This window comes from Pantoea sp. JKS000250 (assembly GCF_003201065.1).
GTDB classification, from domain to species: Bacteria; Pseudomonadota; Gammaproteobacteria; order Enterobacterales; family Enterobacteriaceae; genus Pantoea; species Pantoea vagans.
The window spans coordinates 3,749,301-3,764,862 of the sequence record NZ_QICZ01000001.1; the positions used below are offsets into that span (position 1 = coordinate 3,749,301).

Genomic DNA, 15,562 nt, shown 5'->3' on the forward strand with positions numbered 1-15,562 from the left:
TATGGCCTTGCTGAATATTTTTGACATTGCCGGCTCAGCGATGACCGCGCAATCACAGCGATTAAACGTCAGTGCCAGTAACCTGGCAAACGCCGACAGCGTCACCGGCCCCGATGGCAAGCCTTACGTGGCAAAGCAGGTGGTCTTCCAGACTGATGCGGCACCGGGTTCAGCGACCGGCGGTGTGAAAGTGGCACGCGTCGTGGACGATCCTACCCCTGCGAAGCTGGTCTATGACCCGGGCAACCCGATGGCCGATGCCAAAGGCTACGTGAAGATGCCGAACGTGGATGTGGTTTCTGAAAGCGTCAACACCATGTCGGCGTCACGCAGCTACCAGGCCAACGTCGAGGTGCTCAACACCGTGAAGTCGATGATGATGAAAACCCTGACGATCGGGCAATAACGGAGAAAAATTATGGCTATCGCGGTAGGCGTTAATGAAAAGCTGGACCCCACGGTCCTTAGCTCATCCAGCACCAGTGGCACCGGCAACAACGCGCAGGATCTGCAGAATCAGTTCCTGACCATGCTGGTGACGCAGTTAAAAAACCAGGATCCAACCAATCCAATGGATAACAGCCAGCTCACCACGCAGCTGGCACAGATCAATACCCTGAGCGGCATTGAAAAACTGAATACCACACTGGGATCGATCTCCGGACAGATCAGCACCAGCCAGTCGCTGCAGAGCTCCACGCTGATTGGGCATGGCGTGATGGTTAATGGCGGACAGATTCTGGTAGGCAACGGCACCACAACACCATTTGGCGTGGAGCTGGCTTCCGCCTCTACCGGCGCATCCGCCACCATTAAAGATGCCAATGGCACGGTGATCGACACCGTCGATCTGGGCGCGCTGAGTGCTGGCGTCCACACCTTCTCGTGGGATGGCAAGCTGACTGATGGCTCTGTCGCACCGGATGGTAAATACAGCGTTGCGATTGCCGCAAGCAATGGCAACACACAACTGGTGGCACAACCGCTTAACTACGCCTACGTCAATGGGGTGAGTACTGCGAACAACACCACAAAACTGGATCTCGGCACCATGGGCTCCGCCACCCTTGACGACGTACGTCAGATTCTCTGATTAACCTGTAGACAGGAAACAAACACATGTCATTTTCCCAAGCGGTCAGCGGCCTTGGTGCTGCTTCAAGTAACCTTGATGTCATCGGTAACAACATTGCTAACTCCGCGACAGCGGGCTTTAAATCCAGCACCATCGCGTTTGCCGATATGTTTGCCGGTTCTAACGTCGGTCTCGGTACCAAAGTCGCTGCGGTGATCCAGAACTTTAACGATGGCGCGACCACCACCACCAGCCGTGGCCTGGACGTTGCGCTGAGCGGCAACGGTTTCTTCCGTATGACCGACAGCAGCGGCGGCGTCTTCTATTCACGTAACGGCCAGTTAACGCTGGATGCCAACCGTAACCTGGTGAACACCCAGGGTCTGAACGTGACCGGCTATCCGGCAAGCGGTTCACCGGCCACCATCCAGGCGGGTGCGAACCCGGTGGCGCTGACTATTCCTACCACGCAGATGTCAGCCCGCGCGACCACCACTGCTGGACTGGTTGCCAACCTGAACTCAACGGATACCACGCCAACGGTGACCACCTTCTCGACGGCGAACGCAGACAGCTACAACAAGAAAACCACCGCCACCGTGTTCGATTCGCAGGGTAATGACCACGCGCTCGACATGTATTTCGTGAAAGACACCACGAGCAACAGCTGGACCGTCCACACCATTGATGGTAACACCGGCACCTCAGCGGGTGACTTCAGAATGGCGTTTGACACCAGCGGTAAGCTGACCAGCGTCTCTAAGCTGGATGCCACCGGTGCCGTTGTGAGCACCACCACGGATGGCACCGTCGGCCTGACGCTGAACGTGGGCGGCGCCAATGGCGCGGTCGCCAATCAGCCGATCAACCTGAGCATGCTGGGCAGCCTGCAGCAGAACACCGGCACTACCACCTTTGGCAGCCCGACGCAGGATGGCTATGCACCAGGCGATCTGACCAGCTACGCGATCAATGATGACGGCACCATTACCGGTAGCTACTCAAACCAGAAAACCCAACTGCTGGGTCAGATTGTCCTGTCGAGCTTCTCAAACCCGGAAGGTCTGGAATCGAAAGGCGACAACGTCTGGCAGGCTTCGAGTGCATCCGGTCAGGCAGCCATTGGTCTGGCTAACACCGGCACCTTCGGCTCACTGACGGCAGGCGCACTGGAATCGTCCAACGTCGATATGAGTAAAGAGCTGGTGAACATGATCGTCGCACAGCGTAACTATCAGGCGAATGCGCAGACCATCAAAACTCAGGACCAGATTCTCAACACGCTGGTTAACTTACGTTAATTCGCTAACAGGATTGCCATATGGATCACGCGATATATACCGCGATGGGCGCGGCCAGCCAGACGCTGGATCAGCAGGCGGTTACCGCCAGCAACCTCGCCAACGCCTCAACACCCGGTTTTCGTGCACAGCTGAATGCGCTGCGCGCGGTGCCGGTGAGTGGCTGGTCGCTGCCGACCCGTACGCTGGTCGCCGCCTCAACACCCGGCGCCGACATGAGTCAGGGCGCGATGGATTACACCGAGCGTCCGCTCGATGTGGCGGTGCAGCAGGATGGCTGGCTGGCGGTGCGTACCGCTGACGGCAGCGAAGCCTATACCCGCAACGGCAATATGCAAATCAGTCCGACCGGTACGCTGACGGTTCAGGGCAATCCTGTGATGGGCGATGGCGGTCCGATTGTGATCCCGCAGGGTACGGAAATCACCATTGCGGCAGACGGCTCCATCACCGGGCTGAACGCCGGTGATTCGCCGAACGCCACGGTTCAGCTGGGCAAGCTGAAGCTGGTCAGGGCAACCGGACAGGAGCTGCAGCGCAGTGATGACGGCATGTTCCGTCCGACTGCATCGACGCAGGCGACTCGCGGTGCTGCACTGCAGGCTGACGCCACCATGCAGGTAATGCCTGGCGTGCTGGAAGGCAGCAACGTTAAACCAGTGGAAACCATGGTCGATATGATCGCCAACGCCCGACGTTTTGAGATGCAGATGAAAGTCATCACCAACGTCGACGAAAATGAACAAAAAGCCAATCAGCTCCTGAACATGAGCTAAGGCGCGAGGATAACAACATGATTCGTTCTTTATGGATCGCTAAGACCGGTCTTGATGCGCAGCAGATGAACATGGACGTCATTGCCAACAACCTGGCAAACGTCAGCACCAACGGCTTTAAACGTTCACGTGCCGTGTTCGAAGATCTGATGTACCAGACTATGCGCCAGCCGGGCACGCAGTCATCAGAACAGACAACGCTGCCATCGGGCCTGCAAATCGGTACTGGTGTGCGTCCGGTGACCACTGAGCGTCTGCACACCCAAGGCAACCTGTCGCAGACCAGTAACTCAAAAGATATCGCTATTAACGGTCAGGGTTATTTTCAGATTCAGATGCCGGACGGCACCTCTGCGTATACCCGTGATGGCGCGTTTCAGGTTGATCAGAACGGCCAACTGGTGACTAACTCCGGTTTCCCAGTGCAGCCAGGCATTACCATTCCGGCCAACGCCACCAGCATTACGGTGTCGCGTGACGGTGTGGTCAGCGTGACGCAGCAGGGGCAGGCTCAGGCAGCGCAGGTCGGTCAGTTAACGCTGAGCACCTTTATGAACGACGCCGGTCTCGATAGCGTGGGTGAAAACCTCTACAAGGAAACCCAGGCATCGGGCGCACCGACGGACAGTACCCCAGGCCAGAACGGCGCGGGTCTGCTCTATCAGGGCTATACCGAAACCTCGAACGTTAACGTAGCGGAAGAGCTGGTCACCATGATTCAGACGCAGCGTGCTTACGAAATCAACAGCAAAGCGATCAGCACCTCTGATCAGATGCTGGCGAAATTAACTCAGCTTTAATCCCGAACAGGGCCAGCCCGTGCTGGCCTGAGATACAGACATTAATAAGGTCGTGACACCGTGGCGAAGCAACAGATTCTCAAGCCTGGACATTGGTTAGTCGCCTCGTTGCTGCTAACTCTTAACGGATGTGCCCTGGTCCCGCGTACTCCGCTGGTCGAAGGGGCAACCACGGCGCAGCCGATGCCGTCCGCGCCACCGGTGGTAAACGGCTCTATATTCCAGGGCGTCGCGCCACTTAACTACGGCTATCAGCCGCTGTTTGAAGATCGCCGTCCACGCAACATCGGCGATACCCTGACCATCACGCTGCAGGAAAACGTCAGCGCCAGCAAAAGCTCCTCAGCCAGTGCCAGCCGCGACGGCAGCAACAGCTTTGGTGTGAGCGGCGTGCCGACGGGTCTGGCAGGCCTGGTGGGTGCAGGTGGCGAAAAAGCCAATCTCAGCGCCGAAGGCAAAAACGACTTCGCAGGTAAAGGCGGCGCATCTGCCAATAACACCTTTACCGGCACCATTACCGTCACCGTGGATCAGGTGTTGTCAAACGGCAACCTGCACGTGGTCGGTGAAAAACAGATCGCCATTAATCAGGGCACGGAGTTCATTCGCTTCTCGGGCGTGGTCAACCCACGCACCATCAGCGCCAGTAACGCCGTGTTATCTACCGCTGTCGCCGATGCACGTATTGAGTACGTCGGAAATGGTTACATCAATGAGGCGCAGACCATGGGCTGGTTCCAGCGTTTCTTCCTGAACATCTCGCCGATGTAAGAGGTTTCAATGAAAAAGTTAACGCTGTTACGCGCCGGGCTGGCGCTGCTGCTGGGCGTCAGCCTGCTGGCCAAAGCCGATTTGATTCGCGATTTAACCACGATACAGGGCGTACGTGATAACCAGCTGCTGGGCTACGGCCTGGTCGTGGGCCTGGATGGCACCGGTGACCAGACCACGCAGACGCCATTTACTACCCAGACAGTGAGCAACATGTTGTCACAGCTTGGCATCACCGTGCCTGCGGGCACCAACATGCAGCTGAAAAACGTGGCAGCCGTTATGGTGACCGCTAAGCTGCCGTCGTTTGCCCGTCAGGGACAGAACCTGGATGTGGTGGTCTCATCGCTGGGTAATGCAAAAAGCCTGCGCGGCGGCACGCTGTTAATGACGCCGATGAAAGGGGTTGATAACCAGGTCTATGCGCTGGCGCAGGGCAACATCCTGGTCGGTGGTGCGGGTGCCTCTGCGGGCGGCAGCAGCGTTCAGGTCAACCAGCTGAACGGTGGCCGTATCACTGGCGGTGCAACGGTTGAACGTGAACTGCAGAGCAACTTTGGTTCGCAGAACACCATTAACCTGCAGCTTAATAACGAAGACTTCTCAATGGCGCAGCGTATTGCTGATGCGATCAACGCCCGTGGCGGTTATGGCGCAGCGCAGCCGCTGGATGCCCGTACCGTGCAGATCCGCGTGTCACCCAATAATGGTGCGCAGGTGCGTCTGCTGGCTGAGATCCAGAACATTGATGTCTCGATTCCGGTTGAAGATGCCAAAGTGATCATCAACTCCCGTACCGGCTCGGTAGTCATGAACCGCGAAGTCACGCTGAATCAGTGTGCGGTAGCACAGGGCAACCTGTCAGTGACGGTTAACCAGCAGCAGAACGTCAGTCAGCCTGATACACCGCTGGCCGGTGGTCAGACCGTGGCGACGACGCAGACCCAGATTGATCTGCGCCAGACCGGCGGTGCGCTGCAGCGCGTCAATGCCAGCGCTAACCTGAACAACGTAGTGCGTGCGCTGAATGCGCTGGGTGCATCACCTATCGAACTGATGTCGATTCTGCAGTCGATGCAGAGTGCCGGCTGTCTGCGTGCCAAACTGGAAATTATCTGATGGCTGATATGCAATCTGTCACGAGTCCGGCTTTCGACAGCCGCTCCCTGAATGATCTTAAACGCCAGGCAAGCAACGATCCGAAAGGACATGCGTTGCAGGTTGCACGTCAGGTCGAAGGGATGTTTGTACAGATGATGCTGAAGAGTATGCGCGATGCGTTGCCGCAGGACGGCATTATGGGCAACGAGCAGACCAAACTCTTTACCTCTATGTATGACCAGCAGATTGCACAAGAGATGGGCAAGCGTGGCCTCGGCCTGGCGGAAACCATCGTCAAACAGATGCAGCCCGCCACCGCGCCGGATGAAAAAGCGGGTACGGTGCCGATGAAGCTGGATAACAGCTTTATTCTCAGCACCAGCGGGGCCACACCACTGCCCGCCCAGCAGCTGGAGCAGATGGTGCGTAAGGCGATGCCGCGTCTGCCGCCGGTCGCATCACCGACCGGTCTGCCCAGCGACAGCCGCGAGTTTATCGCCCAGCTGACGCAACCGGCACAGGCTGCCAGTCAGCAGAGTGGCATTCCTCATCACCTGATTCTGGCGCAGGCTGCGCTGGAGTCGGGCTGGGGCCAGCGTCAGATCCTGACCCGCGACGGCAAGCCGAGCTATAACGTGTTTGGCATTAAAGCCAGCGGCGACTGGAAAGGTGAGACTACCGATATCATGACCACCGAATATGAGCAGGGTGCAGCGAAGAAAGTGCGTGCCAGCTTCAGGGTGTATAACTCCTATTTCGAGGCGCTGACGGACTACGTCAAACTCCTGTCCAATAACCCACGCTATGCGGCGGTAACCAACGCCACATCGGCAGAGCAGGGTGCGCAGGCGTTACAGGCGGCAGGCTACGCTACCGATCCGAAATATGCGCAAAAGCTGGTGGGAATGATTCAGCAATTCAAAAGTATGGGCGACAAAGTCGTCAAAGCGTACAGCCAGGATATGGGCGACCTGTTCTGATCATTACGCCTCAAGTTTCACTTAAGCAAGCCGATAACATCCCTATAGCCAGAAGCGTTTTCGCCTGCTGGCGCCCACTTTGATGTCTGCCAGCCCGGTTGACGGGGAACGTAAGGAACCGAGATGTCCAGCATAATTAACTCCGCGATGAGCGGATTGAGTGCCGCGCAGGCCGCTCTGAGCACTACCAGTAACAACATTTCTAACTACACCGTGGCGGGCTATTCACGTCAGACCACGGTACTGGCGCAGGCGAACAGTACCCTGCAGGGCAACAGCTATTATGGTAACGGCGTGAACATCACCGGTGTACAACGTGAATATGATTCATTCATTGCCACACAGCTGCGGGGTGCCAGCGCGAGCTACAGTGCGGTCGATACTCAGCATACGCAGATTTCTAATATTGACGATCTGCTGTCGACCGCGACGACCAGCCTGTCGACCTCGCTGCAGGGCTTCTTTACCAACCTGCAGAACGTCGTCAGCAACGCCAACGATCCGTCAGCGCGTCAGTCGATGCTCAGCAATGCGCAGGGTCTGGTGAACCAGTTCCAGACCTCAGCGCAATACCTGAACAATATGCAGAACAGCGTCAATGCTGATGTCAGTTCCAGTGTTAAACAGGTCAACACGATCACCAGCCAGATTGCCGATCTTAATAAACAGATTGGTAAACTGAGTACTGCCGGCGGTGCCACACCTAACGATTTGCTCGACAAGCGTGATCAACTGGTCAATGACCTGAATAAAGTCGTTGGCGTGACGGTGTCTCAGCAGGATGGCAGTTACACCGTTTCAATGGCAAATGGCCTGACGCTGGTGAACGGCGATAAATCGCATGAACTGGTCGCGATGGCCTCCAGCAGCGATCCGACGCGCACCACCATCGGCTATGTCGATAAGCAGGCGGGCAACGTCGAGATCCCGGAAAAGCTAATCACCACCGGCTCGCTCGGCGGTCTGCTGGCGTTCCGTACTCAGGATCTGGATCTGGCACAGAATCAGCTGGGTCAGTTAGCAGCGGCGTTTACCACCAGCTTTAACGATGTCCATAAGCAGGGCTTTGACAGCAATGGCGACCAGGGCGTCGATTTCTTTAATATCGGCAGCCCAACTGTGGTGAGTAACAGTAAAAACAGCACCGCCGCTTCCGTGACCGCAGAATGGACTGACACCAGCGCGCTGAAATCCACTAACTACAACGTCAGCTTTGACGGCAGTAACTGGACCGCCACGCGAGCCTCTGACAGCACGGCTGTGACCATCACACAGGGTACTGATGCCAGTGGCAATACCACACTGAGCTTTGATGGCCTGGAACTGACCGTTGCCGCTACGCCAGCACCCGCCGCCAAAGACAGCTTCCTGGTGAAACCGGTTCAGAATGTGATTAACGACATGTCCGTGGCGATCACCAGTGAATCTCAGGTGGCTGCTGCGAGCGCCGTTGGCGGTGAGAGCGACAACCGCAATGCGCAGAAACTGCTGAATCTGCAGGATCAGAAGCTGGTGGGCGGCAACGCCACACTGTCACAGGCCTATGCCGCTATCGTCAGCACCGTGGGTAACAAAACCAGCTCACTGGAAACGACCAGTACGACTCAGAAAAGTGTGGTCACTCAGCTGACCGAACGCCAGCAGTCGGTCTCTGGTGTAAACCTTGATGAAGAGTACGCCAATCTGACCAAGTATCAGCAATATTACATGGCCAATGCGCAGGTGCTTCAGACTGCCAGCACCGTGTTTAATGCATTGATCAATATTCGCTAAGGGCAGGAGATAACATGCGAATCAGTACAAACATGATTTTTGAACAGCAGGTGCGCGGCATTACTGACTCGCAAGCCTCCTGGCTGAAAGTGGGCGAGCAGCTTTCCAGCGGCCGCCGTGTCACCAACCCTTCAGACGATCCGATTGCCGCGTCACGCGCTGTGGTGCTGTCACAAACCCAGCAGCAGGGCAAACAGTATGCGCTGGCACGTACCTTTGCTGAGCAGGGGTTGTCACTGGAAGAGAATGCGCTGAAAGGCGTAACCAGTGGTATCCAGGATGCACAGACGCTAATCGTTAACGGTTCAACCGGTACGCTGAGCGACGACGATCGGGCTTCTATTGCCACGCAGCTGGAGGGGATTCGTGCCCAGTTGCTGAACCAGGCCAACAGCCAGGATGCCAATGGCCGTTACATTTTTGCTGGTTATAAAACCGACAGTGCACCGTTTGTGGATACGGCGGGCACCGGCGTCAGTTATGCCGGCGGCACTGAGGCTATCACTCAGAAGGTCGACACCAGCCGTAGTATGACCGTGGCTCACACCGGTGATAACGTATTTATGTCTATTACCGGTAATGCCACCAAAGAGCCGGACGGCAGTGCCAGCGAAACCAATCTGTTTAAGATGCTGGACAGCGCCATTGCTGCGCTGAAAGTGCCACAGGATGCTGCTGATGCCGCAACCAAACAGACCTTCCAGGATGCAATGGATAAAACCAACCGCGGCCTGGGCAACGCGCTGAATAATGTCTTAACGGTACGTTCTGAGATTGGTACCCAGCTGTCTGAGATTGATACGCTGAATGCCCAGGGCGACGATCGTGGGGTGATTTACGACTCGCAGATGAGTGATCTGGTTAACGTGGATTTAACGGAAGCGGCTTCCAGCTATACCATGCAGCAGACAGCACTTCAGGCCTCTTATAAGACTTTCACTGATATGTCCAAGATGTCGCTGTTCCAGATGAATTCGTAATCTGACCTGAAATTTTGAGCGTACTTTAACCGGATGCGCTTACTTTTTCCCATCCTCCTGCTAAAGGAGGGTGGGATTTTTTTGCCTGTGATTCAGCCGACGGCAGGGCGATTTGTCATAAAGCCTGCATGCATGGCTTTCCTGCTTATTCATTTCACACTATCCCGCAGCCATGCATGCCTGATGTTATCCCGCACTTAGTTACGCCAGGGTAACTGACGCCGTCTTTCCTGATGGCTGACGACGTAAACGGGGCGGTATTAATTCTTTGTCTGCCTGCGGACTGAATTGATGCCATAAAAAAACCCCGGCTTTCAGGCCGGGGTTCAGTTCACAACAACTTATGGGTTAGGGCTTTGTCGCCGGGGCAGTGGCCTGATGGGTGGCGCTATGACCACCCGCAGAACCGCGACCGTCGAACTCATACGGCGCACGGACCCAGTCACTGTGCGGAGCGGGTTCTGACTGCCAGACCGGCGCAGGCGCTTTAGTCATCGGCGCAGAGGCATAGTGCTTCCAGCGAGTACCGTCATTCGGCACCGCTTCAGCAGCCGGCGCTGATGTAGCAGGTTCAGCTGCCGTTACCGGTGCTGCAGGCGCGACATCACGCGCGGCAACCGGCGCATGAGGTTCACTGACTGGCGCGATTTCAGCGTTAGCAGCAACCGGCGCGTTCAGCACTTCTTCCACTTCTGCTGCGATCGCTTCGCTGACATCAGTAGCTGACTGCTCAGCAACGTCGGCAGGCTGTGAAACCTCAGCAGCTGACGTTACCACCGCTGTTTCGGTGACCGGCTCAGCAGGCTGTGATACGGGCGTTTCAGCGACGGGCTCAGCAGGCACGGCTTCAGCCGCTACAGCTTCCGCTTTAGCTTCATCAGCAGCCGGAACAACAGAAGGCTGCTCATCAACCGGGGCGTCGATAGCACGGGTATCGTCAGTGTTGACGATCGCCACCGGCGTTTCTGCCTGCGGCTCGGCCCGTTGCACTGGCGCGTCCTGAGCAACCGATTCAACGGCGGCAGCAACCGGCAGCGCAGGGGTCGCGTCTGCGGTCTCTTCGCTGTTATAAGCTGGCGTCTCATGCGTTACATTATGAACCTGCTCTTCGCTAGCCTGGCTCACCGGATAGCGAATCCAGACTTTGCCGGATGCCATTTCAGGTGAAGCAGCGGCAGCGGCCAGAGGCATAGCTGACTGCGTCGGGTAACGCTCATCACGGTAACGACGACGACGCTGTCCGCTGACGCGCAGATGACGTGGCGAACGACGTGAACGACGCGGCATATTGGCGTTATCACGGCTGTCGTTGTCATCCTGCTCGTCACTCTGCGAAGCCTGGAACTCAGGCTGTGTCTGAGCAACGTCAGCTGGCTGTGACGGACGCACTTCAGCAGGCTGGGCAATGTCGCTGGCTTCGGCTGGCATAGGCGGACGGTTATCATCCACACGCACCTTCTGGTTAAGCTGACGCGGCTTACGACGCGGCATAACCTGAACGCGTTCATCATCCTGCGCCTCAGTGACGTCCAGGGCTTCAGCAACGACGGCTGGCTGCTCAGCGGCTTTGGCCGCTTCTTCACCGGCACGTTTCTCTTCCTGACGACGACGCTGACGTTCAGCACGCTGTTCACGACGCTGTTGCTGCTGCTCATCACGCTGCTGACGCGCTTCTTCGCTCAGTGCCGGACGCTCTTCGCGCACTTCACCCGTCTGAGACTGACGCTTGTTGCGACGGTTGTCGTTGCCATCGCGCGGCTCGCGGCTTTCACGTGGCTCACGACTTTCGCGCGGTTCACGGCTTTCACGCGGCTCGCGACTTTCGCGTGGTTCACGGCCTTCACGGGACTGTGCATTGTCACCGTTACGCGGCGTACGTTCACGGCGATTGTTGTTACGACGGTTGTTATTGTTGCTGCGGCGCTCGCCACGGCCGCTGTTGCTTTCCTGCTCTTCAGTCGCTTTCTGCGTTTCAGCAACCTCAGTGGCCACTGGTGCAGCAGCAGGCGCATCTTCGCCAGCGAACATTTTTTTCAGGCCGCCAAGCAGACGCCCGAAGAAACCGGTGCTGACGGTCGCTGGTGCAGCAACAGCCGGGGCTGATTTTGCTGCTGGCTGAGCTTCAGTGCGCTTCACTTCAGGCTCAACTTCTACCGGCGCAGGAGGCGCATCAGGCATCACAAAGGCGGCCAGAGCAGGCTGCTCAGGACGACGGCGCTCAGCATGTTCCTCTTCCGATGGCATCGCCATTTCGGCTTCATGCAACTTCGGCAGATGATAACTCAGGGTCTGCGTCTCTTCGCCTTTACGTACGCGCAGCACGGAGTAGTGCGGGGTCTGCATCTTGTCATCAGGAACGATGATTGCCCGAACGCCACCCTGGCGTTTTTCGATCGCGTTAACCGCTTCACGTTTTTCATTCAGCAGGTAAGAAGCAACCTGAACCGGAACAATGGCGTGAACTTCTTTGGTGTTGTCTTTCAGCGCTTCTTCTTCAATCAGACGCAGAATGGACAGCGCCAGTGACTCGTTATCACGGATGGTGCCGGTGCCGCTACAGCGTGGGCAGACGTGATGACTGGATTCACCTAATGACGGGCTCAGACGCTGACGGGACATCTCCAGCAGGCCGAAACGTGAAATGTGGCTGATCTGAATACGGGCGCGGTCCTGACGGACAGCTTCACGCAGACGGTTCTCAACGGCGCGCTGATGGCGTACCGGCGTCATATCGATGTAATCGATAACAATCAGGCCGCCCAGGTCACGCAGGCGCAGTTGACGGGCAATCTCATCGGCCGCTTCAAGGTTAGTGTTGAAGGCCGTCTCTTCGATGTCACCGCCACGCGTGGCGCGAGCTGAGTTGATATCGATAGCGGTCAGCGCTTCGGTACTGTCGATCACAATCGAACCACCGGAAGGCAGGCGGACTTCACGCTGGAAGGCGGATTCGATTTGCGATTCGATCTGATAGTGGCTGAACAGCGGGATTTCACCGGTGTAGAGCTTAATTTTGCTGCTAAAATCCGGACGACCCAGCGCCGCGATATGCTGACGCGCGAGTTCCAGCACTTTCGGGTTATCGATAAGGATTTCACCGATGTCCTGACGCAGATAGTCGCGGAAGGCACGCACAATCACGTTGCTCTCCTGATGGATCAGGAACGGAGCAGGGCGGTTTTCAGCGGCTTTTTTAATCGCTTCCCAGTGTTTGAGACGGAAGCTTAAGTCCCACTGCAGCGACTCGGCAGATTTACCAACGCCGGCAGTGCGCACAATCAGGCCCATGCCTTCCGGCAGATCCAGCGCTGACAGGGCTTCTTTCAGTTCGGTACGATCGTCACCTTCAATGCGGCGAGAGATACCGCCTGCACGTGGGTTATTCGGCATCAGTACCAGGTAGCTGCCCGCCAGAGAGATAAAGGTTGTCAGCGCAGCGCCTTTATTGCCGCGTTCTTCTTTGTCGATCTGAACAATGACTTCCTGGCCTTCACGCAGCACGTCTTTAATATTCGGACGGCCATGTGCGTTGTAGCTGGAGGGGAAATATTCGCGGGAAATTTCTTTTAACGGGAGGAAACCGTGACGCTCTGCGCCATAATCGACAAACGCAGCTTCAAGGCTGGGTTCAATTCGAGTGATTTTACCTTTGTAGATGTTGGCTTTTTTCTGTTCGTGTCCAGGACTTTCGATATCCAGATCGTACAGACGCTGACCGTCAACCAGGGCAACGCGCAACTCCTCCTGCTGAGTTGCGTTTATTAACATTCTTTTCATCGTGACTTACTCGTTATTCTTTCATGAGTGATTACAGCTGCGGGCATAGTTACCCTGGACGAGTATCAACCGATGGCCCCGTGACTTAGTGCAATGTCGTCAGCCTCACGGCTGTCGACCGCGCGAGGGGCGCAAATAACGTCGGTGGCCTGTTTTTCATAAGGGAAAACAGCACCAGATAGTGGAAATGCCTGAGAGAATAATAAAAACCCGTGCATCCCATACTGTTGTCCAGGCCGCAACCCGCAGCCCGCTAAGTGCCTGATTTCGCATTACGTCTTACGCCATTGCTGCGTGTCTGCTCAATCCGGCAAAATGACAATTTCGCTCGGTTTCTGCTCTGAAATGCTTCAGTTAAGAAACTCAGGCATTATTCCATTGCTAACCTTCATATAGCAAGGCGACTTTAGCCAGCTTGTGAAGTTTCTTTACATTTAACTTGCTAATGTGTCGGACAAAGCAGCGGTTTGCTGAAAAAGCCAGCAGAGAAGCGACCTGCCATCACATCAACCCCAGAGTTAAGCACAGAAAAAGGGGTGGCGCTATCAGGGGACACTATTTAGAATCGCCGCCATGAAAACAGAGAATCCCGGCGTACATTTTGTCGCCATCACGGCTGAAAATGCCGGACAACGTATTGATAACTTTTTGCGCACCCAGCTCAAGGGTGTGCCAAAGAGCATGATTTATCGCATCGTACGCAAGGGCGAGGTGCGGGTGAATAAAAAGCGCGTCAAGCCAGAGTATAAGCTGGAGGAAGGGGATGAGGTTCGCATTCCGCCGGTCCGGGTCGCGGAGCGCGATGAAGACGCCGTATCACCTAAGCTGGCGAAGGTCGCTTCGCTGGCGGACGCTATCCTCTTTGAGGATGAGTCGCTGCTGGTGATGAACAAGCCGTCTGGCACGGCCGTGCATGGCGGCAGCGGGCTCAGTTTCGGGGTGATTGAAGGGCTGCGTGCGCTGCGCCCGGAAGCGCGCTTCCTGGAACTGGTGCATCGCCTGGATCGTGATACCTCCGGCATTCTGCTGGTCGCAAAAAAACGCTCGGCGCTGCGTTCCCTGCACGAGCAACTGCGTGAAAAGGGGATGCAGAAAGATTATCTGGCCCTGGTACGCGGCAACTGGCCGTCGCATCTGAAGGTCGTTCAGGCTCCTCTGCTGAAAAATATTCTCCAGAGTGGTGAGCGTGTCGTGCGCGTCAGCAGCGAAGGTAAAGCCTCTGAAACCCGCTTTAAAGTGGAAGAGCGGTTTGAGTTTGCCACACTGGTGAAAGCCAGTCCGGTCACCGGACGCACCCACCAGATTCGTGTACATACGCTGCATGCTGGTCATCCCATCGCCTTCGACGATCGCTATGGCGAACGTGACTTTGACAGTCAGCTGGCATCAACCGATCTGAAACGCCTGTTCCTGCACGCAGCGGCACTGACCTTTACCCATCCCGCCACTGGCGAAGTCATGCGTGTCGAAGCACCACTGGATGAGGGCCTGAAGCAGTGCCTGAATAAGCTGCGTCAGCTGAAAGCATAACGGTTCCCCGGCATCACTCCGTTAAAGGATTGATGCCGGCCTGCTGCAACATCCCGTTGAGCGCAATCAGCGGCAGCCCGACCAGCGTATTAGGATCGCGCCCTTCCAGCCGGTCAAACAGACAAATTCCCAGACCTTCACTTTTAAAACTTCCTGCACACTGCAGCGGCTGCTCCTTGTCTACATATCCGGCGATTTCAGCGTCGGTCAAGGTGCGGAAATGCACCACGAAGGGTTCGCAATACTGCAGCAGCCTGCCACTGGCCGGATGAAACAGCGCCAGTCCGGTGTAAAAGGTAATCGCCTGACCGCTGGCGGCACGCAGTTGCGCCCGCGCATTCTCAGCCGTGTGTGGTTTACCGGCGATCGCGCCATCCAGCACGCAGACCTGATCTGAGCCGATTATCCAGTGGCGGGGATAGGTTCCAGCCAGCGCCTGCGCTTTCGCCACGGCAAGACGAATCACCAGTGCTTCGGCATTTTCACCGGGCTGCGGTGACTCATCTACATCAGGCGCAGCGGTAATAAAAGGCAGGCCCAGCTTACGCAGTAATGCCTGCCGGAAGGGCGAGGTTGAAGCTAAAAGAATCGATGGCGTCATTTTTTTTCAATAGTGATAGCGAATTGGTGACAGTCATTTTAAACTGTGCGCCGCACTGGATGCGAATAGTGGTTGAAAGATGCTGTTTAACGGCCTT

General features: G+C 56.3%; 13 protein-coding genes. 11 read left to right on the plus strand and 2 right to left on the minus strand.

The genetic code is table 11. The annotated features are described in order from the left end of the window. The first annotated feature begins 1 nt into the window (after position 1). The 10 genes from flgC (at position 2) to flgL (ending at position 9,557) form a co-directional block, all read left to right on the plus strand. Entirely contained in the window at positions 2–406 is a 405-nt protein-coding gene (gene flgC / locus BY447_RS17775) for a flagellar basal body rod protein FlgC (protein WP_013357440.1), read from the plus strand. A gap of 12 nt (positions 407–418) precedes the next feature. Then, positions 419–1,093, plus strand: a complete 675-nt coding sequence (gene flgD, locus BY447_RS17780; RefSeq protein WP_013357441.1) for a flagellar hook assembly protein FlgD — start codon at positions 419–421, stop codon at positions 1,091–1,093. A gap of 26 nt (positions 1,094–1,119) precedes the next feature. Beyond that, positions 1,120–2,376, plus strand: a complete 1,257-nt coding sequence (flgE, locus tag BY447_RS17785; protein WP_110331691.1) for a flagellar hook protein FlgE — start codon at positions 1,120–1,122, stop codon at positions 2,374–2,376. 20 nt (positions 2,377–2,396) lie between these two features. Beyond that, on the plus strand, positions 2,397–3,152 hold the full coding sequence (locus tag BY447_RS17790; RefSeq protein WP_013357443.1) for a flagellar basal body rod protein FlgF: 756 nt from the start codon (positions 2,397–2,399) through the stop codon (positions 3,150–3,152). Between the two features lie 17 nt (positions 3,153–3,169). Further along, positions 3,170–3,952: a flagellar basal-body rod protein FlgG gene (flgG, locus tag BY447_RS17795; protein WP_003849881.1), complete on the plus strand. Its 783-nt coding sequence runs from the start codon at positions 3,170–3,172 to the stop codon at positions 3,950–3,952. Between the two features lie 60 nt (positions 3,953–4,012). Continuing rightward, positions 4,013–4,723 carry a flagellar basal body L-ring protein FlgH gene (locus tag BY447_RS17800; RefSeq protein ID WP_033732242.1) on the plus strand — a complete coding sequence of 237 codons (711 nt, stop codon included), beginning with the start codon at positions 4,013–4,015 and terminating at the stop codon, positions 4,721–4,723. Between the two features lie 9 nt (positions 4,724–4,732). Then, positions 4,733–5,842: a flagellar basal body P-ring protein FlgI gene (locus BY447_RS17805; RefSeq protein ID WP_095707388.1), complete on the plus strand. Its 1,110-nt coding sequence runs from the start codon at positions 4,733–4,735 to the stop codon at positions 5,840–5,842. Continuing rightward, complete coding sequence (flgJ, locus tag BY447_RS17810; protein WP_013357446.1) at positions 5,842–6,804, plus strand: flagellar assembly peptidoglycan hydrolase FlgJ; 963 nt, start codon at positions 5,842–5,844, stop codon at positions 6,802–6,804. The genes BY447_RS17805 and flgJ overlap by 1 nt, the downstream gene beginning before the upstream one ends. 123 nt (positions 6,805–6,927) lie before the next feature. Further along, a complete protein-coding gene (gene flgK, locus BY447_RS17815) occupies positions 6,928–8,577 on the plus strand; it encodes a flagellar hook-associated protein FlgK (RefSeq protein ID WP_110331692.1) in 1,650 nt (549 codons plus the stop codon). A gap of 14 nt (positions 8,578–8,591) precedes the next feature. After that, the gene (gene flgL, locus BY447_RS17820) at positions 8,592–9,557 is read left to right on the plus strand and encodes a flagellar hook-associated protein FlgL (RefSeq protein ID WP_110331693.1); all 966 of its coding nucleotides are present in this window, start codon (positions 8,592–8,594) and stop codon (positions 9,555–9,557) included. A 348-nt stretch (positions 9,558–9,905) separates the two neighbouring features. On the opposite strand, the gene rne is transcribed toward flgL, so the two are convergent. Further along, a complete protein-coding gene (gene rne, locus BY447_RS17825; RefSeq protein WP_110331694.1) occupies positions 9,906–13,334 on the minus strand; it encodes a ribonuclease E in 3,429 nt (1,142 codons plus the stop codon). 573 nt (positions 13,335–13,907) lie between these two features. On the opposite strand from rne, the gene rluC reads away from it, so the two are divergent. Further along, on the plus strand, positions 13,908–14,864 hold the full coding sequence (gene rluC, locus BY447_RS17835; protein ID WP_110331695.1) for a 23S rRNA pseudouridine(955/2504/2580) synthase RluC: 957 nt from the start codon (positions 13,908–13,910) through the stop codon (positions 14,862–14,864). A 13-nt stretch (positions 14,865–14,877) separates the two neighbouring features. Here rluC and BY447_RS17840 read toward each other — a convergent pair whose 3' ends face one another. Then, positions 14,878–15,465 (minus strand): Maf family protein, encoded by a 588-nt coding sequence (locus BY447_RS17840; RefSeq protein WP_110331696.1) that lies wholly within the window; start codon positions 15,463–15,465, stop codon positions 14,878–14,880. Between the last annotated feature and the right edge of the window lie 97 nt (positions 15,466–15,562).